At 60.9% G+C, this 26,262-nt stretch carries 12 protein-coding genes; 1 reads left to right on the forward strand and 11 read right to left on the reverse strand.

Going from position 1 to position 26,262, the window contains the following annotated elements:
* Positions 1-22: 22 nt before the first annotated feature.
* From RBR41_RS05595 to rimP, 10 genes are all read right to left on the reverse strand, one after another.
* On the reverse strand, positions 23-988 hold the full coding sequence (locus RBR41_RS05595; RefSeq protein WP_320351602.1) for a hypothetical protein: 966 nt from the start codon (positions 986-988) through the stop codon (positions 23-25).
* 114 nt (positions 989-1,102) lie between these two features.
* Positions 1,103-3,361: a polyribonucleotide nucleotidyltransferase gene (gene pnp, locus RBR41_RS05600; RefSeq protein ID WP_320351717.1), complete on the reverse strand. Its 2,259-nt coding sequence runs from the start codon at positions 3,359-3,361 to the stop codon at positions 1,103-1,105.
* Positions 3,362-3,698: 337 nt separating this feature from the next.
* The gene (gene rpsO, locus RBR41_RS05605; RefSeq protein WP_320351603.1) at positions 3,699-3,962 is read right to left on the reverse strand and encodes a 30S ribosomal protein S15; all 264 of its coding nucleotides are present in this window, start codon (positions 3,960-3,962) and stop codon (positions 3,699-3,701) included.
* A gap of 48 nt (positions 3,963-4,010) precedes the next feature.
* Positions 4,011-4,913, reverse strand: a complete 903-nt coding sequence (truB, locus tag RBR41_RS05610; protein ID WP_320351718.1) for a tRNA pseudouridine(55) synthase TruB — start codon at positions 4,911-4,913, stop codon at positions 4,011-4,013.
* 275 nt (positions 4,914-5,188) lie between these two features.
* Positions 5,189-6,211: a bifunctional oligoribonuclease/PAP phosphatase NrnA gene (locus RBR41_RS05615; RefSeq protein ID WP_320351604.1), complete on the reverse strand. Its 1,023-nt coding sequence runs from the start codon at positions 6,209-6,211 to the stop codon at positions 5,189-5,191.
* Complete coding sequence (locus RBR41_RS05620) at positions 6,198-6,488, reverse strand: DUF503 domain-containing protein (protein ID WP_320351605.1); 291 nt, start codon at positions 6,486-6,488, stop codon at positions 6,198-6,200. Before RBR41_RS05620 ends, RBR41_RS05615 begins: the two co-directional genes overlap by 14 nt.
* Positions 6,489-7,051: 563 nt before the next feature.
* Complete coding sequence (gene infB, locus RBR41_RS05625; protein WP_320351606.1) at positions 7,052-10,150, reverse strand: translation initiation factor IF-2; 3,099 nt, start codon at positions 10,148-10,150, stop codon at positions 7,052-7,054.
* Entirely contained in the window at positions 10,143-10,388 is a 246-nt protein-coding gene (locus RBR41_RS05630; RefSeq protein WP_179980334.1) for a YlxR family protein, read from the reverse strand. Before RBR41_RS05630 ends, infB begins: the two co-directional genes overlap by 8 nt.
* Positions 10,389-10,398: 10 nt before the next feature.
* Positions 10,399-11,748, reverse strand: coding sequence for a transcription termination factor NusA (nusA, locus tag RBR41_RS05635; protein WP_320351607.1), 1,350 nt, complete (start codon positions 11,746-11,748; stop codon positions 10,399-10,401).
* 101 nt (positions 11,749-11,849) lie between these two features.
* Positions 11,850-12,659 carry a ribosome maturation factor RimP gene (gene rimP, locus RBR41_RS05640; protein ID WP_320351608.1) on the reverse strand — a complete coding sequence of 270 codons (810 nt, stop codon included), beginning with the start codon at positions 12,657-12,659 and terminating at the stop codon, positions 11,850-11,852.
* Positions 12,660-13,286: 627 nt separating this feature from the next.
* Between rimP and RBR41_RS05645 the strand changes: the two genes are divergently transcribed.
* Positions 13,287-14,858 (forward strand): methyl-accepting chemotaxis protein, encoded by a 1,572-nt coding sequence (locus RBR41_RS05645; RefSeq protein WP_320351609.1) that lies wholly within the window; start codon positions 13,287-13,289, stop codon positions 14,856-14,858.
* A 448-nt stretch (positions 14,859-15,306) separates the two neighbouring features.
* On the opposite strand, the gene RBR41_RS05650 is transcribed toward RBR41_RS05645, so the two are convergent.
* Entirely contained in the window at positions 15,307-26,247 is a 10,941-nt protein-coding gene (locus RBR41_RS05650) for a VCBS domain-containing protein (RefSeq protein ID WP_320351610.1), read from the reverse strand.
* Positions 26,248-26,262: the final 15 nt, after the last annotated feature.

Raw genomic sequence — 26,262 nt, forward strand, 5'->3', positions numbered from 1 at the left:
CTCAGTGAAAAAAAACGGGCCGCTACTGTTGCGGGGCCTCGTCAATGTCAATAATGCGGCCCTGAAGCCAGATGTAGGCATCAATGGCCATGCCCGCTTCCGGCTCCAGATCGCCCAGGACCATCTTTGACGCATAGATGACCAGGCGCAGCGGCTCGCGGTTTTCAAAGGGAAAGGTGACAAACAGCACCTTGATGGGCATGTTTTCCAGATGGGTGTCCTGCACCTGATCAATAATGGCGCGCATCTGGTATTCGCTGAAGTTGCGGCCTGGCATGATCATGTGGCGATCGCTCACATCCACCTGCAGGGGCGGCACGTCCAGACGGCTTTTGTCGGGATTGGCCTCAAGCCACTGCTCGGCATAGGCTTCGTACTGCGGGCCCTGGGTGATGGTCATATGGTCCAGCAGGGCCTTGCGCACCGCATAGGCCAGACCGGCCACCAGAAAGGTGTGTGTGACGCCAGGGGTAAGGTCTGCCCTGTCACGGCCATACAGCGGGTCAAAAAACCACATGGGGTTCTTGCCCTCGATCATGCTGACGGCCACGTTGGCGCCCATGCCGCTTTCCCACGCGTAGATGCTGTCAACCATAAGGTCATTGGGCAGACCGTCCAGCAGGGGCGAGGCGGAGGTGGGCGTGAGCTTTTCGCCTTCTTCGCCGGTCATGAGCACCGAGGCGCGCACGGGCTGATCCTGCGGCCAGGCCATCAGGATGTGGTCCATGTTGCCGCGTTTCCACTGCCATGAAGGGCGGGTGCCGCCTTCATGCAGAACCGTGGCCACAATCTGTCCCATTACTTCAGCCGGATTGTGCCCCGTAAGCACTGCCCAGGCATCGCCAAGGCCCTCATAGTGCGTACGGTTTTTGCCTTCGGCAGCGGCCTGGGCGTCTTCGTGCGCCCTGGCTTCGGCTTCGGCATCCCGGCTTGCGGACGTTTCGTTGTCAGCGGTTTCAGGTGCTGTGTTTTCGATCTTTTTGGACATGGGAGCTTCCTTTACTGCTCTTTCAGCGACCCGGCCAGGCGCGATGCGCCCGGCCGGGGAATGCTTCAACTCAAGCCTCAGGTATACTGCGCGTTGAGAATGTCCGGCAGGCGGTTAGCGCCTGTCGCCACGGCCACCGCGGTCGCCGCGGTCGCCACGACCACCACGGTCACGGTCGCCACGGCCCCTGTCGCCGCCACGGTCGCGGTCGCCACGGTCAGAGCGGGGCGGGCGGGCGGTGTCTTCGGGATTCCAGGGATGGCCCTGTTCTTCCAGCAGCACGGCCTTGCGGCTGGCGCGGATGCGGTCGCCATTGATTTCAATGACCTTGACCACCATGTCTTCGCCAAGGCGCGCCACGTCGCCGGGCTGTTCCACGCGGTTAACGTCCAGCTGCGAAACGTGCACAAGGGCTTCCACGTTGGGCAGAACTTCAACGATGGCGCCGATTTCCATGATTTTGCGCACCTTGGCAGTGTAGTTCTTGCCAATATCGGGGCGCTGGTCGTAGTAGGAAACCATTTCGCGGGCCTTTTCAAGGGACTCGGCCGTGGGGGCGAAGATGGACACGCGGCCCGAATCCTCGATGTCCACGGAAGCGCCGGTAGCCGCGGTGATGGCCTTGATGTTCTTGCCGCCGGGGCCGATGATGAGGCGGATGATGTCGGGGTTCACAAAGACTTCGGCATGCTGCGGGGCATAGCGCGAAAGTTCCTTGCGCGGCGAAGCGATGGCGCTGGCCATTTCTTCCAGAATGTGCAGGCGGCCCTGACGGGCCTGCTGCATGGCGCTGCGCATGATTTCCGTGGTCAGGCCCGTGATCTTGATGTCCATCTGCACGCCGGTGATGCCTTCGGCAGTACCGGCGATCTTGAAGTCCATATCGCCCAGGGCGTCTTCGTCACCGAGAATGTCGGTGAGCACGATGAACTTGTCGCCTTCCTTGATGAGGCCCATGGCCACACCGGCCACAGGAGCGCTCACGGGCACGCCCGCGTCCATGAGGGAGAGCGAGCCGCCGCACACGGCGGCCATTGACGAGGAACCGTTGGATTCCATCGTTTCGGACACCACGCGCAGGGTAAAGGGAAAGTCCGTGGCAGTGGGCAGCACGGGGCGCAGGGACTTTTCAGCCAGAGCGCCGTGGCCGATTTCGCGGCGGGACACGCGCACGGGCTTCACTTCGCCCACGGAGAAGGGCGGGAAGTTGTAGTGCAGCATAAAGCGCTTGGTGACATCGCCGGTGAGGGAGTCCATGCGCTGTTCGTCAGTGGAGGAGCCGAGGGTGGCTACCACCAGGGACTTGGTTTCGCCACGGCGGAACAGGGCGGAGCCGTGAGCGCGGGGCAAAAGACCGGTCTGGATCTGGATGGGACGCACCGTGGTGGTGTCGCGGCCGTCGATGCGCGTGCCTTCGTTGACGATGCGGGCGCGCACCAGCTTCTTTTCAAGGCCGGACAAAATGTCGCCCACAGCCTTGAGCGCGGCTTCGTTTTCAGCCCAGGCGGCGTTGGCCTTGAGGGCCTCCATCACCTTGATTTTCACTTCTTTGCGAGCGTCCTTGCGGGGCATTTTTTCCGGCACGCGCAGGGCTTCTTCCATGCCGTTGGCAAGGGCCAGCTCATGCACGAGGGCCACCAGGGCCGCGTCGTCTTCGTGCGGGGTAAAGGCCATCTTGGGCTTGCCGCAAAGCTCGCGCAGCTTGTGCTGGATTTCCACCAGGGGGAGAATCTGCTGACGGCCCCATTCCAGGGCGTCGATGATCACGTCTTCGGGCACAAATTGGGCGTCGCCTTCCACCATGGTGAGGGCGTCGCCGGAAGCGGCGAAAACGATATTGAAATCGCTGAGGGCCTGCTGCTCAAAGGTGGGGTTGAGCACGAACTGACCGTTGACGCGGCCGATGCGGCCACCGGCCACAGGGCCTTCAAAGGGCAGGGGGGACAGCATGATGGCTGCCGAAGCGCCGGTAAGCGCCAGCACGTCGGACTCGTTTTCCTGGTCAGCGGAAATGACGCTGGCCAGCACCTGCACGTCTTCGTTCAGGCCCTTGGGGAACAGCGGGCGAATGGGCCTGTCGATGAGGCGCGCAACCAGGGTTTCACGCTCGGACGGACGGCCGATTTCGCGGCGAAAGAAGCTGCCGGGGATGCGGCCGGCGGCGTACATTTTTTCGGAGTATTCAACGGTAAGGGGAAAGAATCCCTTGTCGAATTCCAGGGGCTGCGAGCAGACGGTGACGAGCACCACGGTGCCGCCGCACTGGATCCAGACTTCACCGTGGGCCTGATTGGCCATACGGCCGGTTTCCAGAATAATTTCCTTGCCGCCGACCTGGCAGGTAAGGCGGGTGGGATTGAAAATATCTTGCAACATGTAGATTCCTTTGCATGGGCGAAGGGGATTCCGGCAAAAGCGGGCAAAGCGGCGTGTCCCTGCCTGATTTTCCCGGACCCCCCTTCAGACGTTACGCCCCATGGGGGCAGTTTGCGTGCAGCAGAGCATTTTCACCTTGAAAGTGCTCTGGCGAGTGCGTGAGCAGTCGCTCGCTGCGAAAGCGTAAGTGCAGCTTCAACCCTGGAGCTGTACCCTTTGAAAAAAGGTAGCTGATCTCCCGCTGCACGAGCGTGCAGCGCGCCGCAATGCGGCGTGGATTCTGCTCTAAGTGGCAAGGGGGAAGCCTCAGGCTCCCCCCTTGCAGCCAAAAGCCTTACTTGCGCAGGCCAAGCTTCTCAATCAGCGCACGGTAGCGCTGAACATCGGTCTTCTTCAGGTAGTTCAGAATATTGCGGCGACGGCCAACAAGCTTCAGCAGGCCCGTACGGGAGTGAAAGTCCTTCTTGTGCTCTTTGAAGTGACCGGTAAGGTCTTCAATACGGGCAGTAAGCAGGGCAACCTGCACTTCCGGGGAGCCGGTGTCGCCTTCATGTTTGGCGTGGGCGTCAATGACCGCTTTTTTCTGAGTTACATCCATTACCACAGCAGTTCTCCTTGAGTAAGGCTGTTACGGGCGTGAAGGCCCTTAGTTCCAAAGTCCCCGCAACACGGCCCAGCAGGGCCCGGCGGCTGTTGCTTCGCGTTTGGCCAGAGCCAGGGCCTGGCCCTGTTCCATCAAAAACGCGAGGTCTTCGCCGTCGCCGTCGCCAGCTTGTGGCGTTCGGCAGGGCACCGCGATGCCGTTGCGCACGCGGGCGGCTTCTTCCAGCGTCAGATCCACCCTGGGCCAGTGCGGCAGCGCATCCTCCACAGGGATGACGCAGCCAGGCAACAGGGTGGGATCAGCCGTGAAGTCCGCCGGATCGCGGGCCACATCGAGGCCGAAGGGGTGACTATACTCCCGGGTCAGTTCCGTGAGCACGGCTCCGCAACCAAGTCGCTTCCCCAAGCTGTGGGCCAGGGAGCGTATATAGGTGCCGGAACTGCATGCGACCCGAAAGCTCACAAACGGCAGGCTTGTTTCAAGCACGTCCGCCTGTGAAATTTTCATGCGTTTGATCTTTTGCGGGGCTTCAAGCCCCTTGCGGGCCAGCTTGTACAGGGGCTGGCCTTCATGCTTTGCGGCAGAGTAGGACGGAACGGGCTGTTCCGTCAGATCAAGCCAGGCCGCCACCTCGCGCCTGACGTCTTCTACGCTGATGTGCTGCCAGGGGGCTTCTTCCAGTACCTGGCCTTCGATATCCCAGGTATCCGTGGTCTGCCCAAGGCGCAAAACGCCGCGATACACCTTGCCGCCCCCGGACAGAAGGTGCCCGGAAAGCTTGGTGGCCTGCCCCAACAATACCAACAGCACGCCGGAAGCCAAAGGATCCAGCGTGCCGGCATGGCCGATTTTTTTCTGCCCGAGCCTTTTGATGGCTGTGAGGCAACGGGCCGAGGTGGGCCCGGAGGGCTTATTGAGCACAAGGACACCGTGTTGCTGGGGCAGAGCATATGCCTTGCCATCCCGCAGGGTTGCGGGAGTGACGGCATTGCCTGACCCGGTACCGGAGTCGCGCTCCGGCGTGCAGGAAGGTGATTCCGGCTGATTCTGACTACGGCAGAACTGTGCTAGTGTATCTTTATTAACCATACGCAAGGCGTAACCATATCCTCTGCTCTGTTATAAGTCAAAAGATATGGCCAGCAACGACAGGTTATTTTATCCCTGTGCGCTGTGGGGCTTCTTTTTGTGGGTGGATCACAGTGCGCGGGCTGCGTGCGCTACCTGGCCGTGTTTTTCAAATTGTCCAGATAACGGCCGATGTGGTTCAGCAAGACTTGCCCGGCTTGTTCCAGCGGCATGCGCAGGGTTCCCCCTGCGGCGTTGAAATGCCCGCCGCCGTCCAGATCTGCGGCAATGGAGCGCACGTCCAGATCGCCGTAGGAGCGCAGACTGAACTTGCACAGTTGCGGGCTGTCTTCGCGCAGCAGGGCCGCGACCTTGACGCCGTGCAGGCGGCGCAACTGCTCCACAAAGCCTTCCATATCCTCTTTGAGGGCCTGGCAGCGGCTCAGGTCTTGCAGCCGTACCTGGCAGATGCCGATCTGCCCGTCATGCACCACGCAGGAGTTTTCCATAAGCAGCCCCCACAAACGCCAGCGCCCGAGGCTCCAGTTATTGTCCAGTTGCTCCCGCAGCCAGGGCAGGTTGCAGCCGTTTTGCACCAGATGCGAGGCCAGCGAAAGCACGTCGGCGCTGGTGTTGCCATGGCAGAAGCCGCCCGTGTCTGTTATGAGCCCCAGGGCCACAGCCAGGGAAAGATCGCCGGTCAGGGGAAGCCCCGCCGCCATGGACACGTAGGCCACAAGCTGGGCCGTGGCGGCCGCTTCGGTAACTACCCAGTTATCCCGGCTGCCCATGCCGTCGCCGCCAAGGTGGTGGTCAATATTCACGCTGTCGAGCTGGGGCAAAAGTCCGGCCAGTTCAGCGCCAAGGCGCTCCGGTTCGCCACAGTCGAGCAGAACCGCACACCGGGGGGTGAAGGGCGGGTGCTCCAGGGTCGTATGTACCACGGCAGGCATGGGGAAAAAATCCAGATATCCAGGCAGCCTGGGGTTGGCGTAAAGCATGAATTCCTTGCCCATGTCACGCAGAATGTGCCCCACTGCGGCCACGGATCCGGCGGCGTCTCCATCGGGATGGACATGGCCCGCCACAACAATCTGATCCATCTGGCTCAGGGCCTCGGCTATCTGAAGGGCCTTCTCGGCGTAAGGCCCAGGTATGGCATTAATCTGCTGCATATATTTCCACCTGACTTTCCACCATTTCTTCAGGGCAGACGGCCTCCATCATCAGCGCGCATTTGTCCATGCGGCTGCGTAAATGCCCTTCGCTGTTGGAAATGGAGACAACGGCCAGACGCAGGCTGCTCAGGCTGTTTTCTGTGCCTGCTTCCGCAATGGCCACATTAAATTTATTGCGCGTTTTCTGCTTCAAACTGTTGGCAACGCGGCGCTTGGCCTTGAGATTATCATTGCCGTGCAGGTTGAATTCCACTGTGAGTACTGCCATGAACATGGGGATATACGTATTTCGCGTCCCGGATGGGGGCCGGTTGATTTTGGCGGCTTGGCTGTGGCAGCCCGCAGACGGAGCCATTCTTTGGAGCAGCGCAAACCCAAAAAAGAGGCCAGAATTCCGCTCAAAGCGCTTCGGCCAGTTGGCCCGGCATCGCTAAAGAGCACAATGATGCTGGCCTGAGAATGGCCTGTTGGGAATGGTATCTGTTGGCGATAAATAATGCCAGCATTTTCAGCACGAAATGCTCAACGGTCATGCGTGCGGCTGCCAGAATCCTGTCAAAAACCGGGGGAAGGAATGCCTTGTGCAGGCATTCCTTCCCCCGAAAGAGTTCATACGTAGTTTTCACACAGCGGCTTGCCGGGCAGTTCCCGCAGTGTGGAGGCCGCGCTGGTTAGGGATGGCGACAGCAGATGCGTGGTGCACCTGCTGCGCCTCAACTTTCTACAGCGTCGCGGCTTCTTCAACAGTTTCGAAAGCTTCGATGCGGCAGCCCTTAGGCCGAAGGCGTTAGGGATGGCGACAGCAGATGCGTGGTGCACCTGCTGCGCCCCAACTTTCTACAGCGTCGCGGCTTCTTCAACAGTTTCGAAAGCTTCGATGATATCGCCAATCTTGACGTCATTGAAGTTTTCAAGGCCCACGCCGCACTCATTGCCCTTGACCACTTCCTTGGAGTCATCCTTGAAGCGCTTGAGGGAAGAGATCTTGCCCGTGTAGACCACCACGCCGTCGCGCAGCAGGCGTACACCGGCATTGCGGGCGATTTTGCCGTCGGCCACATAGGAGCCTGCGATAACGCCAACCTTGGGCACGCTGAAGGTGTCGCGCACTTCGGCCTGGCCGAGGTACACTTCACGCTGCACAGGGGCGAGCATGCCCGTCATGGCGCTCTTGATATCGTCCACAAGCTTGTAGATGATCTCATAGAAGCGGATATCCACATTCTCGTGTTCGGCCACGTCCTTGATCTTGGATGTGGGCCGCACGTTGAAGCCGATGATGATGGCCTGCGAGGCAGAAGCCAGCAGAATGTCGGATTCTGTAATGGCGCCGGTACCGCCGTGCACCACGTTGATGCGCACTTTTTCGGTGCTCTGCTTGAGCAGGGCTTCGGTGATGGCTTCCAGGCTGCCCTGAACGTCGGCCTTGAGCACGAGGTTGAGGGTCAGGGTTTCCTGATCGGACTTGCGCTGGGACAGGAAGGTTTCCAGAGTCACGCGCGATTCCGAGGCGAGGTCGCGTTCACGCTGCTTGATGGCGCGCGAGTCGGCGATGCGGCGGGCCAGCTTTTCGTCGCTGACCACAAAGAATTCCTCACCGGCTTCCGGCACGCCTTCAAAGCCCTGTACTTCCACGGGCAGCGAGGGGCCGGCGTCCTTGACCTTCTTGCCCTGATCGCTCATGAGGGCGCGCACACGGCCAGAGAAGGGGCCGCACACGAAGTTGTCACCCTGGCGCAGGGTACCTTCCTGAATAAGCACGGTGGCCACAGGGCCGCGTCCCTTGTCCAGCTTGGCTTCCACAATGTGGCCGCGGGCAAGCTTGTCGGGATTGGCCTTGAGTTCCATAATTTCGGCTTGCAGAGCCACCATTTCCAGCAGTTCGTCCAGACCCATGCGGGTCTTGGCCGCCACCTTGGCAACGATGGTGTCGCCGCCCCATTCTTCGGCCTGGAGGCCCAGTTCGGCAAGCTCACGCAGGACGCGGTCCGGGTCAGCCCCGGGCTTGTCCATCTTGTTGACCGCCACCATGATGGGCACGTTGGCGGCGCGCGAGTGGTTGATGGCCTCGCGGGTCTGCTCCATAACGCCGTCGTCGGCGGCCACCACAAGGATGACGAGGTCCGTCACCTGAGCGCCGCGGGCGCGCATGGCCGTAAAGGCTTCATGGCCGGGCGTGTCGAGGAAGACGATTTCGCCACGCTTGGTCTTCACGTGGTAAGCGCCGATGTGCTGGGTGATGCCGCCAGCTTCGCCGCTGGTGACGTTGGTCTTGCGGATGGCGTCAAGCAGCGAGGTTTTGCCGTGGTCCACGTGGCCCATGATGGTCACCACGGGCGGGCGCGGCTTGAGGGTTTCGGGCGCGTCCACGTCCTTGGGGGTCAGGTAGTCGTCTTCAGAGAAGCCCACCTTTTCCACTTCATAGCCAAATTCGGAAGCGACCAGGGTGGCCGTGTCAAAGTCCAGGGCCTGGTTGATGGTGGCCATGATGCCAAGGCCAAAGAGAACCTTGATGATCTCATTGGCTTTGAGACCCATCTGGTGGGCCATGTCGGCCACACGGATGGCTTCCGTGACGCGGATTTTGCGCTTGGCGGCCTTGAGCGGCTGCGTGGTCGTGGCTGGCACGGGCTTGCCGCCCTTGCGACGACCCTTGCCACGGCTCAGACGCACGCTGTCGTCATCATCCCGGCGAACGGAATCACCCTGCTGAAAATCAACGGTACGACGGCCCTTGAGGCGCTTTTTCTTGCTCTGACCATCGCGGCTGTCCGTGGGGGACGCGGGCGCGGCCTGCTGGCCGAATCCGCCTCCGGCAGGACGAGGGCCGCCGGGGCCAGCCGGGCGAGGGCCACCAGGGCCAGCCGGACGGGGGCCGCCAGGGCCAGCCGGGCGGGGAGCGCCAGGACGCGGGGGCCTGCCGGCATTGTCGCCGCGCGGGCCGCCGGGGCCGGAGCCGCCAGGGCCGGAATATCCGGGGCCGCCAGCGGGGCGTGCGCCCATGGGACGCGAGGGGCGTTCCTGCTGGCTGCCGGGAGTGGGCCGTGAAATAATACGCACCTGGGGAGCGGCAGGGGCCTGCCCGCCATCAGCCCTGGAGGCGCGGCGGGGCGCGCCATCGGCGTCATCGGTATTGTCGGAATCTTTCCAGGCTTCCGCGCGGGCTTCGGGGGCACGCTGGGGCAGGGTGGGCGCGGACGAGCCCTCAGGCATGGCGGAAGCGTCGGGGCGCGCCACGCGAGCGGCCTTGGCCGCCTTTTCAGCCTCGTTCTTTTCGTGAGCCTTTGCAGCAGCCTTTTCCTGAGCCTTTACTTCTGCTTCATCAGCGGCACGGGCGGCAAGCGCAGCGGCCACGGGTGAAACTTCAGGAGCCGTGGGCTTCTTTTCCACCACAACAGGTTCGGGCTTCTTTTCTTCTTCGCCGGGGCGGCTGATGACGCGGGCCGCAGAAACGACCCTGGCCTTGGTGGCCTTGGGCGCATCGGCGGTCTCGGCCTTTGCGGCCACAGGCTCGGCTTTTTCCGGAGCTTTGCGGGGGCTGGCGGCCGGGGCTTCGGCCTTGGGCGCAGGTGCGGCTTCGACCACAGCGGGGCTTTCGACTTCCACAGGCTTTTCCACGGCTTCGGGGGCGCTCACTTCCGTAACTGCGGAAGCGGTTTCCGCGGCTTCAGGAGCATCGGCCTTGTCAGCATCCTTACGACGGCGACGCACGATGACGTTGGGGTGAGAGCCGGAACGCTCGGCATCCGCCTGTTTTTGTTCGGCAAAATGTTCGCGCACGCGTGCCGCCTCCTCAGTGCTCAGAGAACCTGCTATGGTTTTGGCGGACGTGCCCAGCTCGCGCATCACGCGCAGCATATCCTTTTGGGGCACGGCCGGAAATTCCTTGGCAAATTCCTTGGCAAATTCCGATACTTTAATTTTTTCTTCAGACATGTTTCCCCCCCTTGCGCCGTGTTCCGGGCCTGAACTTGGCGAACCTCGCCGCGCATACGGCATCGGAACAGAGATACCAGCCCCTGCCAGGTCTGGTCTTATTAGCGTCAATAGTCAAAATTCCCTGGGCGGTCAGCACATGGCGGGTCAACTGGGCCTTGGCGAAGCGTCGGCGGCATATGATGCACATGCGTACCGGCCCCTGCACGGTTTCAGCCGTGTTCTGCCCATCCACCATGTCGGCGCCCCTAAGCCTGCGTATCCTCGTAGGCATTGCCGTCAGCCGTGTCCTGGCCGGAGGTCTCATCAGCGGAATGCACCTTGCCCAATTCAACGGCAGAAGATTCGGGCGTGCTTTCCACCACCGGAGCCAGGAAGTTGATGGCCGAACGCAGGTCGGCAATACGGGACGCGCTGATGGTCAGCTTGTCTGAAAGTTCCTGGTCCGTGGCCTGGCGCAGCTTGTCAAGCGAGCTGAATCCCGCGTCAAGCAGAGCCTCGATGGATACTTCGGCCACACTGGCCACCTGCTCGAGGCCGTGCCCGATGGCATTGGCCTCGTTGTAGCGGGTCTCGGTAAATATATCGACTTTCCAGCCCAGAAGTCTGGCGGCCAGTTTGACGTTCTGCCCCTTGCGCCCGATGGCGTTGGTGAGCTGATCGTCCGGCACGATGACTTCGAGCAGGTTTTCTTCTTCATCCACCACAATGCGCGATACCAGGGCCGGGGCCAGGGCATTGCGGGCGTAGGTGGCTATGTCGGCGCTCCAGACAACGATGTCTATGCGTTCGCCGTGCAGTTCCTGCACGATGTTCTGGATGCGCGAACCGCGCACGCCAACGCAGGCGCCGACCGGGTCGACGTCACGCTCGCGTGAGAGCACCGCCACCTTGGCGCGGGAGCCGGGGTCACGGGCCACGCCCATGATCTGCACGACGCCGTCGTCCACTTCGGGCACCTCACGGCGGAAGAGGGCGGCCATATAGTCGCGGTGCGAGCGTGAAATGACCACCTGCGGGCCGCGACCCTCCTGGCGAACCTCGATAATGAGGGCCTGCACGCGGTCGCCGCGCTTGTAGTGCTCACGCGGGATCTGTTCTTCGCGCGGCAAAATGGCTTCGGTGCGGCCCAGGTTGACCACCCAGCCGCCCTTGTCGCGGCGCTGCACGATGCCCGAAACGATTTCGCCCAGGCGATCCTTGTATTCGCTGTAAATGATTTCCTGCTCAGCGTCGCGCATGCGCTGGATGATGACCTGCTTGGCGGACTGGGCCGCGATGCGCCCCAGGTCTTCCACCTTGACGCGGAAGCCCATTTCGTCATCAACCTGAACGGAAGGATCGTGGGCAAGGGCTTCGGTCAGTTCAATCTGCGTGTCCGGATTGGCCACATCGCCATCGGCCATCACGATTTTGAACTGGTAGACCTCAATATCGCCCGTTTCGTCATTGTAGGACACTTCCACGTCCATATCTTCGCTGAAGCGGCGCAGCACGGAGGTGCGCACCGCGTCTTCAAGCGTGTCAATGAGCATGTTGCGGTCAAGGCCCTTGTCCTTACTGATCTGGTCAATGGCCTTTTTGAGTTCAAGATTCATGAGTGCCTCCGGCTGCCGCCCTGGGCGGCGTAAAATCGCTTGTTCCGGCAACGGCGCATGGGCCGCCCGTGCTGCCGCGCAGCGCGGCTTTCGGGCCTGCCTCAGCTGGCCGTATGATCGTTATCGGCAACAGTGTTGCCCTTCTTTTTGCCTGAAGCGGCCTTTTTTTTGGCCGTCTGACCGCCCTTGCCCGCAGGGGCATCTTTGCCCTGGGGTTTTTTGCCAGGTTTTTTGCCCGGCTTTTGCGGCGGCCTGAAAATATACATGCGGGTGGCCCGGCGCACAGAGCTCCAGGGAAGAAACACGGGAGGATGGTTTTCGTCCTCCACGTCGCCTTCGGGGCTGATGGCAACGGGCGCAAGCACAAAGCCCTCATCTTCCACCGCCGTAAGCGTGCCGCGCCAGATGCGGCGCGGGCCGCCGTGGGCCGCCGGGTCAGTGGAAGCCACGGGGGTGTGCAGCCGTGCCTCAACCACGTCGCCCACATAGCGGGTCATCTGATCAAGGCTGAAAAACAAGCGGCTCAGGCCCGGCGTGGAAACTTCCAGCACATAGGCGTCAGGGATGCTGTCTTCCACTTCCAGCGCAAGCGCCAGATGGCGCGAAATTTCTTCGCACTGCTCAATGGTGGCTGACGTGGGGGCGGCTGGAGCGGGAGTGTCGGAAGATTCGTCAGGGCTATGGTCTGAGGGCGCGAAGCCGTCGCTGATGCCAGCGGCGGATGAAACGGCCGTGACGCCAGGGGCTGCCTGGTGTTCGTCGGCCTGGGGCGCTGTAGGCACATCCACAAAGAGCCGCACAAGGGTGCGCCCGGCCCGGGCTATCTCCACCCCCCAGACAAGGAGTCCGAGGGAGTGAACCACGGGTTGGGCCAGACGTATGACGGTTTCTCTCAGGGTTTGATCAGTCATTCTTTCCTTTTGTGCGGGGCATGGACCGTCGCAGGGACAAAAAAAAGGGGGCCTATTCAGGCCACCCCGCTGGAACTGCGTTCCGCATCAGGATGTAGTGGTGGCAGGTACTGTCATCCACTTTGAATGCATCCAACTAGCTTACCATATGGAACTTGTCAAGGCTTTCGCGCCAAAAAGAAAAACTTGTGTTTTGCCCAAAAATAAAGAAAATTGAAAAAATACCGTTACAACAGAAAGATAGGAAGCTTTCGCAAAAAAAAGCGCGCCGAAATGTCGGTCGAGCGCCATGGTAGACAGTGTCGTTACGAGCGCCTTTTCAGGCCTCTCTCCGTCGAACTTCGCCTTTTATTCCGGTCGAGTACCATCAGAGTACACTCCCTACATAAAAGGCTGGTTCTCCTTGATATGACTGAAAATTCATCTCGTGACTACACTGTCTAGTCCATTATGCGAAATCAAGAAATCTGTTATAGTAGTGCTATTCACAGTCTCATCCGTAAGAAATAGCATATCTGTTCAAAAAACCGCACACAAAATCTCTTCACGCATATAATTGGGCAGTTTTTATAGCAAGACTCCCTTTTTAGTGAATAGTTATCGTACCTTTTTACTTGGGGAGGGCGTATGTCGCTGCATCAGAAAATCTGGGGCCTGGGCCTGTTGACCCTGGCCGTAGCCATGGGAATTGTCTGGGCTATGGGCCTTGCGACCGGCGCGGCGACAACCCCCCTGTGGGGAGCTGCGGTTGGCGGGGGTGGCGTACTGCTTGTCATGGGGCTGGGAGCGCGGCTGATCTACGGCGGGGTGTTCAGGGCTTTGACCCTGTGCCTGCGAAATGGCTGCGAACCGGGGCCATCGGGCCAGTCTTCATGCACCACTTCGTCAAGGGCCCCTGCAGATCTGAAGGAACTGTATGCGGCGGCTGAGGAACTTGCCGACAAGGCATGCCATGCCAGTGGCGTACTGCACGGCATACTCGGCGGCATGCCCCTGGCCTACCTGCTGGTGGACGTTGATGAGCGCGCAACCCACACCAACCAGGAATGCCTGGATATGCTTGAGATCGACGGGCCAGTGGGAGCCTGCCTTGGCAAGACCCTGGCCGAGCTTTTTTACAATGATCCCGGTCGTGAGACCGCCGTTGGCAAGAGCATCCGGCATGGCCAGAACTTTCGCAATCTTTCCGTAACGATAACAGGGCACAAGGGCAGGCGCATCGACGTGCTGGCCAATGTGTTTCCCGTGTATGACGAGCACCAGACCTGCCTTGGCGGTCTGTGCCTTTATGTGGACATGACGGCCCTCAAAAAAGCCGAGCAGGTCATCACCGAAAAGAACCAGCGCATGGAAGCGGCGGCGCTGGAGCTTGAAAGAGCCGTGCAGGAGCTTGCCGCCATTGCCGAAGGCCTGGTGGCGGGCATAGGCCGCTCGAACAAGGACACGAACCGTGCTTCGCGGCTGCTGAGCGAGGTCGCCACGGCCATGAATGAAATGACCGCCACGGTACGCGAGGTGGCGCAAAACGCGGCCAACGCTTCAGTGGCCTCAACGCAGACGCGGGACAAGGCCCACGAGGGCGCTACTGTGGTGCGTAACGCCACGCAGAGTATTGAAGAGGTGCATGAGGTTTCAATGGCGCTCAAGAGCGACATGGTTCTTTTGAACAACCACGCCAGGGCCATTTCAGAAATTATGAATGTCATTTCAGATATAGCAGACCAGACCAACCTGCTGGCCCTCAATGCCGCCATTGAAGCCGCCCGCGCTGGCGATGCCGGGCGCGGTTTTGCGGTGGTAGCGGACGAAGTGCGAAAACTTGCTGAAAAAACAGTAACTTCAACAAACAATGTGGGCAACGCCATCAATGCCATTCAGCAAAGCACCTCAAAGAGCATGGCCTCAATGGACAATGCCGTGACCCATGTTGAGCAGGCCACGGGTTTCGCCGGCGAGTCCGGCCAGGCGCTTGAGGCCATTGTGGGCACGGTGGAAGACACCACGGGCAGGATCAGCGCCATTGCCGCAGCCAGCGAGGAGCAGTCCGTGACCAGTGAGCAGATCAACCGCTCCATCGTCGAGGCCAATGACGTCATGGTGGGCACTGCCAGATCAATGGAAGCGGTGCGGCAGGAAACGGACAAGCTGGTGGCGCTCACGCAGCGGCTGGCGGGTCTGACCGGACGGCTGAAAGAATAGCCCGCGCGGCAGGATTTTTACTGACATGGATACGCATGAAGGCCGGGAATATTCCCGGCCTTCACTGATTTTTGCTGCCTGCTCATAATGTCGCGTGGATAAAGGTTGCGGTGGCGCGCGGCGCTCTCGTGCAGTGATGGAGCATTTACACTTTTTAAGGTTACACTGTTCTAAAACATACCAAGAAAGCACTGATTAGAGAGCTTCTTGGAAACGCGCAGTTGTTTCGTTTGGCAAGGCGCGCCCTTTTTTTGAAGCAGGAGTGGACTCTTTCGTCCTCGACTGTTTCAAAAAAAGTGAAGCAACGCCGCCAAGCGGAATAAATCAGCGTTTCCATAAGAGTTTTAGGGGGTGGGGGTGTGGGGGAGGAGACCCTTTTGCAAAAGGGTCCCTCCCCCACAAAACTTTTCACAGAGCCCTTCACAGAGCCTTTCAAAGCCCTCTCGCGCTAGTGTCCATTCTGCGTCAGGTGCTGCAACACGGCCATCTGGTCGGTTTCGCTTTCCATCATGTCCGGGCTTGGGGAAGCAGCGGCAGGGGCGGCCTGAGCTTCCGCGCTTTGCGGCTGCGGGCTTGTGCTTTCGGCCTGCGCCTCGGTCGGCTGCTCGGGGGATGCCGCCATGGTGTCGTGCGCCGCAGCGTCGGCGGCGGAGGCCAAAGCTCCGGGGCTTTGCGTTTCCACCGGGAAGAGGCTGTCGTCCTGCGCGGCTGGGGGCTGTGCGCTGTTTGCACTGTCAGTTCCTTGCGCGGCGGGGTGCAGGGCGTCTTCAAGGTCAATGATCAGGGGGCCGGTTTGGTCGTGCATGAAACTGTCGGCCAGTTCTTCATCCAGCGTGTCGGCGTGCACGGCGGGGGCGCTGGTTGCGGCATGCTCCGTTTCTGCATTGCCCGTGCCCGTGTGGCTCACATCTGCATGCGTGACGTCTGTTTGGCTGGCGTTCGCTGCATCTGCGCTGGCCGCTTCCGCGTGTGTAGAGTCCGCACCCGTAAGCGCCGTATCCTTGTGTGTAGCATCCGCGTGCGTTTGTTCCTGGGCGCTGCTTTCTCCTGTGGCGGTTGTGTGATTGTCAGCGGAGGCTTGTTCCGCTGTTTCCGGCGTGGCTGCGGCAGCGTCGCTCTGGGTGTTTTCGTGTCCGGTTTGCGTGCTGCTGTCGGCCACTGGCACGCTCGTACCCGTGTCGGCGTAGGGATCGGCATGGGGGGCAGCTTCCTGACTGTTCTGGGCAGTGGCGTTGTGGTCTTCCGTGGTTGCCTGGAGCTGCTCATGGCTGGCGGAAGCGTTCACTTCGTCGGGGACAAAGAAGAGGCGCATGGCGCTCGCGCCCTGCATGAGGGGAGCCTCGCCTGAGCCGTGGATGGTCACGGTTACAGTGCTCTGGGCTGAACCGCCATGCCCGTCAACCACGGTGACGGTAAAGGTCTCGTCAAGCGTGTCGCCGTTGTTCAGGGCTTTTACGACGGCGGAGTCCTTGTTCAGCACATAGGTGTATGATCCGTTGGGGTTGAGAAAGAAGGTGCCGTACTGGCCTTCAGTGGTCTGGGGCACAGCCCTTGGCGTGTCCGACCTGTCCGGGTCAGCCATGACAAGCTGGCCGTACATGGCGGCAACGTCGTCTTCTGAAACGGAAAGCTGGGATGGCTGGACTGTCGGCGCGTCATTGGAACCGACGATGGTGATGGTCAGCGGTGTGACCACGGACTTCAAGCCGGACGTGACCTTTACCATAAAAACGTCTGTGGAGGTTTCGCCTTCACCGAGTTTTTGGCTTTCACTTATGCCTTGAGCCGAGAGGTTGTAGGTATATGTGCCGTTGCTGTTGAGGGTCAGCGTGCCGTACTGGCCGTTGGGGCTGCTTTGCAGTGAGAAGGTGGCATTGGAGAATTCGGGAATCAGCAGGTTGCCCAACAGGCTTGTGGCGCCGTCAAGTATTGTGGTGAGGCTGATGCTCCCCAGCAGGCCGCCAGTAATGACGATGTCAATGGTGTTGGTGGCCGATGCGCCGTGTTCGTCTACAACCGTGTATGAGAATCTGTCTGTGAGCTTGGCTCCCAGTGTAAGCAACACCACAGACAACAGCCCCGTGTTGAGGTCGTAGACATAGGAGCCGTCAGCATTCAGCGAAAATGTGCCGTAATCGCCATGCACATGTGGCCGCGGTATAAAGGTCACATTGTCGCTGATGATATTGTCGAGCGTGTTGTCCGGATCCGTGGGGGTGGGCAGTTTGCCGTAGAGTTTGTCCGTTGCATTGTTCATGCTTACCGTGGCGGAACCAACCGAAGGCGCGTCATTGGTGCCGTTGATGGTGAAGGAAATCGTGCGCGCGGTGATGCCGCCGTGGCCGTCATTGGCTGCCACGGTAAACGTTTCCACAAGCTGTTCGCCATGCCCCAGGCCCTGCACGGCAGGCAGGCTGTTGTTGAGCGTATAGACGTATGCGCCGTTGCTGTTGAGCACAAAGCTGCCGTACAAGCCTGCCATGTTTTGTGCCTGGAACACGGCGGTGTCGCCCAAATCCGCATCCGCCACCGTAAGCGTGCCGGCGGACGTCAGGATGTTGTCTTCCTTGAGGGGCGTTGTGACAATGGGCGCAATGACGGGATTGTCGTTGGTTCCGTTGATGGTAATGGTCATGGTGCTGGAGGCTGCAGCGCCGTGCTGATCCTTGACCGTATAGGTAAAGGTTTCGGTGAGATGCTGTCCCTCGCCAAGCTGCTGGACGACCGGCAGGGCATTGTTGAGCGTGTAGGTGTAGGTGCCGTTGGCCTGCAGGGTGAAGTTGCCGTAGAGCCCCTGAGTGGAGGCCTGGGACAGGAAGCTGACCGTGTCGCCCGTGTCCACGTCTGTGGGGGCAGGCAGGGTGCCGCTGATGCTGGCATCATCTTCATTGATGCTGGCCACGGCGGCGCTGACCTGTGGGGCGTCATTGGTTCCGTTGATGGTGATGGTGATGGTATTGGACGCGGTAGCGCCGTGCTGATCCTTGACCGTATAGGCAAAGGTCTCGGTCAGGTGCGCGCCAACGCCAAGCTGCTGGACGATCGGCAGGGCGTTGTTGAGTGCGTAGGTGTACGTGCCGTTCGCCTGCAGGGTGAAGCTGCCGTAGAGCCCCTGAGTGGAGGCCTGGGACAGGAAGCTTACCGAGTCGCCCGTGTCCACGTCTGTGGGGGCAGGCAGGGTGCCGCTGATGCTGGCATCATCTTCATTGATGCTGGCCACGGCAGCGCTGACCTGCGGATTGTCGTTGGTGCCGTTAATGGTGATGGTGATGGTGTTGGATGCAGTCGCACCGTGCTGATCCGTGACCGTATAAATAAAGGTCTCGGTGAGTTGGCTGCCTACGCCAAGCTGCTGGACAACCGGCAGGGCGTTGTTGAGCGTGTAGGTGTAGGTGCCGTCCGCCTGCAGGGTAAAGCTGCCGTACTGGCCGGAAGCACTGGCCTGGGGCACGAAGTGCACCACGTCATTGGCGTTCACATCCGTGGGCGTGGGCAGGGTGCCACTGATGCTGGGGTCATCCTCATTGATGCTCGCCGTGGCGGCACTGACCTGCGGCGCGCTGTTGGTGCCCTTGATGGTGATGGTAATGGTGTTGGACGATGTGGCCCCATGCTGGTCAGTGGCGGAGGCAGTGAATGTTTCGGAAAGTTGCTCGCCAGCGCCAAGCTGCGCCACGGCTGGCAGGGAATTGTTGAGCGCGAAGGTGTAGCTGCCATCAGCCTGAAGCGTGAAGGTGCCAAACTGACCGACCGTGCTTTGCGCTATGTACTGCGGGACGTCACCCGCATCCACATCCGTGGGCATGGGCAGGATTCCACTGGCGTCAGTGACGTTACTGGGAACAAAAATGATGGCCGCGCTGATCTGCGGCGCATCGTTGGTGCCGTTGATGGTGATGGTGATGGTATTGGTGCCCGTAGCGTTGTGCTGATCCGTGACGGTATAGGTAAAGGTTTCGGTCAGATGCGCTCCAACGCCAAGCTGTTGCACAGCTGCCAGGGAGTTGTTGAGCGCGTACACATAGCTGCCGTCCGCCAGCAGGGTAAAGCTGCCGTACAGGCCGGGTGCATTGGTCTGAGGCACAAAGTGCACGCTGTCGCCCGTGTCCACATCCGTGGGCGTGGGCAGGATGCCGCTGATGTTGGCAACGTCTTCATTGATGCTGGCCACGGCGGCGCTGACCTGCGGCGCGTCGTTGGTGCCGTTGATGGTGATGGTGATGGTATTTGTGCCCGTGGCGTTGTGCTGATCCGTGACGGTATAGGTAAAGGTTTCGGTCAGTTGGCTGCCCACGCCAAGCTGTTGCACAGCTGCCAGGGCGTTGTTGAGCGTGTAGGTGTAGGTGCCGTCTGCCTGCAGGGTAAAGCTGCCGTACTGGCCAGGAGCGTCGGTCTGGGGCACAAAGTGCACGCTGTCGCCCGCGTCCACATCCGTGGGCGTGGGCAGGGTGCCGCTGATGCTGGCATCATCTTCACTGATGCTGGCCACGGCGGCACTGACCTGCGGATTGTCGTTGGTGCCCTTGATGGTGATGGTAATGGTATTTGTGCCCGTAGCGTTGTGCTGATCCGTGACGGTATAGGTAAATGTTTCGGTCAGTTGGCTGCCCACGCCAAGCTGCTGCACTGCTGCCAGGGCGTTGTTGAGCGTGTAGGTGTAGGTGCCGTCCGCCTGCAGGGTGAAGCTGCCGTACTGGCCGGAAGCGTTGGCCTGGGGCACAAAGTGCACGCTGTCGCCCGCGTCCACATCCGTGGGCGTGGGCAGGATGCCGCTGATGCTGGCAACGTCTTCATTGATGCTGGCCACGGCCGCGCTGACCTGCGGATTGTCGTTGGTGCCGTTGATGGTGATGGTGATGGTATTGGTGCCCGTAGCGTTGTGCTGATCCGTGACGGTATAGGTAAAGGTCTCGGTCAGCTGGCTGCCCACGCCAAGTTGCTGCACTGCTGCCAGGGCGTTGTTGAGCGTGTAGGTGTAGGTGCCGTCCGCGTGCAGGGTAAAGCTGCCGTACTGGCCGGAAGCGTCGGTCTGGGGCACAAAGTGCACGCTGTCGCCCGCGTCCACATCCGTGGGAGTGGGCAGGGTGCCGCTGATGCTGGCATCATCCTCATTGATGGATGCGACAGCCGCGCTGACCTGCGGCGCGTCGTTGGTGCCGTTGATGGTGATGGTAATGGTATTTGTGCCCGTAGCATTGTGCTGATCCGTGACGGTATAGGTAAAGGTCTCGGTCAGTTGGCTGCCCACGCCTAGTTGCTGCACAGCTGCCAGGGCGTTGTTGAGCGTGTAGGTGTAGGTGCCGTCTGCCTGCAGGGTGAAGCTGCCGTATTGGCCGGGAGCGTCGGTCTGGGGCACAAAGTGCACGCTGTCGCCCGCGTCTACATCCGTGGGCGTGGGCAGGGTACCGCTGATGCTGGCAACGTCTTCATTGATGCTGGCCACGGCGGCACTGACCTGCGGATTGTCGTTGGTGCCGTTGATGGTGATGGTGATGGTGTTGGACGCAGTCGCACCGGACTGATCCATAACAGTATAGGTAAATGTTTCGGTGAGTTGACTGCCCACGCCAAGTTGCTGCACAGCTGCCAGGGCGTTGTTGAGCGTATAGGTGTAGCTGCCGTCCGCGTGCAGGGTAAAGCTGCCGAACTGGCCGGGAGCGTCGGCCTGGGACAGGAAGTGCGCGCTGTCGCCCGTGTCCACGTCTGTGGGTGTGGGCAGGGTGCCGCTGATGCTGGCATCATCTTCATTGATGCTGGCCACGGCCGCACTGACCTGCGGTGCGGTGTTGGTGCCATGAATGGTGAGTGTTATGGTGCTGGTCGCGGTCCCCCCGTGATGGTCTGTGACGGTGGCGGTGAAGGTTTCCGTAAGCTTGCCGCCATGCCCCAAGCCCTGCACCGCAGGCAGGGAGTTGTTGAGGACATAGGTGTAGCTGCCATCGGGCTGCAAGGTGAGGGTGCCAAACTGCCCCACCGTGTTTTGCGCGATGTATTGCGGCATGTCGCCCGCATCCACGTCTGTGGGCATGGGCAGATTTCCACTGACGCTGGTTTCATCATTTTGAATAAAGACAACAGCCGCACTGACCTGCGGCGCGTCGTTGGTGCCGTTGATAGTGATGGTAATGGTGTTGGACGCGGTTGCGCCGTGCTGATCCGTGACGGTATAGGTAAATGTTTCAGTCAGTTGTGCGCCAACGCCAAGCTGCTGGACAACTGGCAGGGCATTATCGAGAGTGTAAGTATAGGTGCCGTCCGCCTGCAACGAAAAGCTGCCGTACTGGCCGGGAGCGTCGGTCTGGGGCTGGAACAACACCACGTCATTGGCGTTCACGTCCGTGGGTGTGGGCAGGGTGCCACTGATGCTGGCTTCATCCTCAAAGATACTGGCCGTGGCGGCGCTGACCTGCGGCGCGCTGTTGGTGCCGTTGACGGTGATGGTGATGGTGCTGGTCGAGGTCGCCCCGTGCGGATCTCTGACGGTGGCGGTGAAGGTTTCCGTAAGCTGTTCGCCCGCGCCGAGCTGCGCCACCGCAGGCAGGGAGTTGTCGAGGGTAAAGGTATAGCTGCCGTCGGGCTGCAGGGTGAAGGTGCCAAACTGGCCCACCGTGTTTTGCGCATCGTATTGCGGGATGTCGCCCGCATCCACGTCTGTGGGCATGGGCAGGGTTCCGCTGACGTCGGTGGCGTCACCGGGGACAGTGATGACGGCGGCGCTGACCTGCGGCGCGTCATTGGTGCCGTTGATGGTGATGGTAATGGTGTTGGACGCGGTTGCGCCGTGCTGATCCGTGACGGTATAGGTAAAGGTTTCGGTAAGATGAGCGCCTACGCCGAGTTGTTGAACTGCATCCAGGGCATTGTTGAGCGTGTAGGTATAGCTGCCGTCCGCCTGCAGGGTGAAGCTGCCGTACTGGCCCTGAGCGTCGGTCTGGGGCTTGAACTGCACCACGTCATTGGCGTTCACGTCCGTGGGCGTGGGCAGGGTGCCACTGATGCTGGCATCGTCTTCAAAGATACTGGCCGTGGCGGCGCTGACCTGCGGCGCGCTGTTGGTGCCGTTGACGGTGATGGTGATGGTGCTGGTCGAGGTCGCCCCGTGCGGGTCTCTGACCGTGGCGGTGAAGGTTTCCGTAAGCTGTTCGCCCGCGCCAAGCTGCGCCACCGCAGGCAGGGAGTTGTCGAGGGTAAAGGTGTAGCTGCCGTCGGGCTGCAGGGTGAAGGTGCCAAACTGGCCCACCGTGTTTTGCGCATCATATTGCGGTATGTCGCCCGCATCCACGTCTGTGGGCATGGGCAGGGTTCCGCTGACGTCGGTGGCGTCACCGGGGACAGTGATGACAGCCGCGCTGACCTGCGGCGCGTCGTTGGTGCCGTTGATGGTGATGGTAATGGTGTTGGACGCGGTTGCGCCGTGCTGATCCGTGACGGTATAGGTAAAAGTTTCTGTAAGATGAGCCCCTACGCCAAGCTGTTGCACTGCATCCAGGGCGTTATCGAGCGTGTAGGTGTAGCTGCCGTCCGCCTGCAGGGTGAAGCTGCCGTACTGGCCCTGAGCGTCGGTCTGGGGCTTGAACAACACCACGTCATTAGCGTTCACGTCCGTGGGCGTGGGCAGGGTGCCGCTGATGCTGGCGTCATCCTCAAAAATGCTGGCCGTGGCGGCGCTGACCTGCGGTGCGCTGTTGGTGCCATTGACGGTGATGGTGATGGTGCTGGTCGAGGTCGCCCCGTGCGGATCTCTGACAGTGGCGGTGAAGGTTTCCGTAAGCTGTTCGCCCGCACTCAGCTGCGCCACCGCAGGCAGGGAATTGTCGAGGGTAAAGGTATAGCTGCCGTCGGGCTGCAAGGTGAAGGTGCCAAACTGGCCCACCGTGTTTTGCGCATCGTAGTGCGGTATGTCGCCCGCATCCACATCTGTGGGCATGGGCAGAGTTCCGCTGACGTCGGTGGCGTCACCGGGGACAGTGATGACAGCCGCGCTGACCTGCGGCGCGTCGTTGGTGCCGTTGATGGTGATGGTGATGGTGTTGGACGCAGTTGCGCCGTGCTGATCCGTGACGGTATAGGTAAAGGTCTCGGTCAGTTGTGCGCCAACGCCAAGCTGTTGCACTGCATCCAGGGCGTTATCGAGCGTGTAGGTGTAGCTGCCGTCCGCCTGCAGGGTGAAGCTGCCGTACTGGCCGGGAGCGTCGGTCTGGGGCTTGAACAACACCACGTCATTGGCGTTCACGTCCGTTGGCGTGGGCAGGGTGCCGCTGATACTGGCGTCGTCTTCAAATATACTGGCCGTGGCGGCGCTGACCTGCGGCGCGCTGTTGGTGCCATTGACGGTGATGGTGATGGTGCTGGTCGAGGTCGCCCCGTGCGGATCTCTGACTGTGGCGGTGAAGGTTTCCGTAAGCTGTTCGCCCGCACTCAGCTGCGCCACCGCAGGCAGGGAGTTGTCGAGGGTAAAGGTGTAGCTGCCGTCGGGCTGCAGGGTGAAGGTGCCAAACTGGCCCACCGTGTTTTGCGCATCGTAGAGCGGTATGTCGCCCGCGTCCACGTCTGTGGGCATGGGCAGGGTTCCGCTGACGTCGGTGGCGTCACCGGGGACAGTGATGACAGCCGCGCTGACCTGCGGCGCGTCGTTGGTGCCGTTGATGGTGATGGTGATGGTGTTGGACGCGGTTGCGCCGTGCTGATCCGTGACGGTATAGGTAAAGGTCTCGGTGAGGTGCGCCCCAACGCCAAGTTGCTGGACAACCGGCAGGGCGTTATCGAGCGTGTAGGAGTAGCTGCCGTCCGCCTGCAGGGTGAAGCTGCCGTACTGGCCGGGAGCGTCGGTCTGGGGCACGAACAGCACCACGTCATTGGCATCCACGTCCGTGGGCGTGGGCAAAGTGCCGCTGATGCTGGCATCATCCTCAAAGATACTGGCTGTGGCGGCGCTGACCTGCGGGTCGTCGTTGGTGCCCTTGATGGTGATGGTAATGGTGTTGGACGCAGTTGCGCCGTGCTGATCCGTGACGGTATAGGTAAATGTTTCGGTTAGTTGTGAGCCTACACCAAGCTGCTGGACAACTGGCAGGGTGTTATCGAGCGTGTAGGTATAGCTGCCGTCCGCCTGCAACGAAAAGCTGCCGTACTGGCCCTGAACATCAGCCTGGGGTACGAAGTGTGCCACATCTCCTGCGTCCATGTCTGTGGGGGCGGGCAGGGTGCCGCTGATGCCGGCAACGTCTTCATCAATGGACGCCACGGCCGCGTCGACCTGCGGCGCGTCATTGGTGCCGGTGACGGTGATGGTAATGGTATTGGAAGCCATGCCGCCATGGTTATCATACACCGTATAGGTAAAAACTTCGGTAAGTTGCTGCCCATCTGCCAGATGCTGGAGATCGGGCGCGGTGTAGTCAAGCACGTAGGTATAGTTTCCGGCGGCATCCACGCTGAAACTGCCGTACTGGCCGTGAGCGTTGTGCTGCTCAATGAAGTTCAGAGTGTCGTTGGCGTCCACATCGTGCGGCGCGGGCAGGACCCCGCCCACAAGACCCTGATGCTCGGTCAGCGCGGCTGATGAGGCCGCCACGGTGGGCGCGTCGTTAGTGCCGTTGATGGTGATGGTCAGTGTTTTGCTGACGTAGCTCTGACCGTCCGTAACGGTAAAGATAAATTGCTCCGTTAGCGTGTCGCCCTGGCTGAGCGCCTGGATTTCCGGTCGCGAGTTGTCCAGAACATAGCTGTAGTTGCCCTGGGCATCCACGGTAAGCACGCCGTATGCGCCCACACTGCCGGTTTGCGGCACGAACTGCGGCACATCGCCCGCATCCACATCGTGGGGCGTGGGCAGAACGCCCATGAGCACGGGGCCGTCCTCGTCCACCGAAGCCGTGGCCGCCGACACTGTGGGCACATCGTTGGTTCCGTTTATGGTAATGACAAGATTGCCAGTGGCTGTGCCCCCATGGCCGTCATCCACCGTGTAGGTGAACGTTTCCGTCAAAAAGTCGCCGGAGCCCAATCGCTGGACGATGGGCAGGCTGTTGTCCAGCGTATAGGTATAGGTTCCGTCGGCATTGAGGCTGAGGTAGCCGTACTGCCCTGCCGAATTTGTCTGCGTCAGATACTGGGGGGAGTCGTTTGCGTCGATGTCCTGCGGCGTGGGCAGAATGCCTGTGGTGTGGTCCTGGTCTTCAAGGATGGAGGCGGCGGCGGAATCGACAGTGGGCGCGTCATTGAGGCCATTGATGGTAATGGTGACAGTGTTGGAGGTGGTGCCGCCCGCGCCGTCGCTTACGGTGTAGGTGAAGGTCTCGGTAAGCGACTGGCCTTCTCCAAGCCCCTGGACGCTGAGCAGGGTGTTGTTCAGTTGGTACGAATACACGCCATTGGCGTCCACGCTGAAGGTTCCGTATTGGCCCGGAATGCCGTTTTGTTCCACAAATGACAGGGTATGTCCTGCCGCGTTCTGCGGCATGGGGATCTGGCCGGTCACATCAGTATCGTCTTCAGTCAGACTGGCCTGGGCCGCCACAGCGGTGGGGCCAGTGGTTCCTCCGCCAGTACCCGGGCCCGTGCCAGGATCTGTGCCAGTACCCGGGCCTGTGCCTGGATCTGTGCCCGGATCTGTACCAGTACCCGGCCCTGTGCCAGGATCTGTGCCAGTACCCGGGCCCGTGCCAGGATCTGTGCCAGTACCCGGCCCCGTGCCAGGATCTGTACCAGTACCCGGGCCTGTGCCTGGATCTGTGCCCGTTCCCGGCCCCGTGCCAGGATCCGTACCAGTGCCCGGGCCTGTGCCAGGATCTGTGCCAGTACCCGGCCCGCCCGTACCAGGGCCTGTGCCAGTGCCCGGCCCGGTACCAGAACCACCGGGGCCAGTACCCGTTCCCGGCACAGTGCCAGTGCCAGTGCCAGTGCCTGAACCCGGCCCGGTTTGGAACCCGCCGTTCAGTCTGCCGCCAAAGCCGTCACCATAGAGGCCGCCAGCCCCGGTATAGAACAGGCTTTGCCCCACGGCGTCATCGTTATCTGCCCCCGATCCGCCGCGCCGCAGCAATGCCTCGGTAGAGGCGAGGCCGCTCAAAGAGCCAATGCCCTCGTGGAGGTTGTCATGCTCATAGTCCTGAAAAGACGCGTTACGCACATAGGCAATGCCCGGCAGGGGCATGTCCTCCTCGCCCAGGGAGGAAAAAAAGAACGAAGGCGACATTTCCTTGCCATTGACAATGATGGCAGGGTGCGCAGCTTCCACCAAAGATGCCAGGTGCTGGTCGGGGCCAGCCGGCGCATATTGCATGCCGGGCTGGGGCGGGGCCAGATAGTTCTCAAGAACCAGCCGGGAGCCGTCGTTGCGTGAAAAGACGAGATTATACCCTTCCAGCCCGACAAAAAGATCTTTCATGGAAAAGTTCAGCTC

Origin of the sequence: Desulfovibrio sp. (assembly GCF_034006445.1) — a bacterium.
GTDB lineage: Bacteria > Desulfobacterota > Desulfovibrionia > Desulfovibrionales > Desulfovibrionaceae > Desulfovibrio.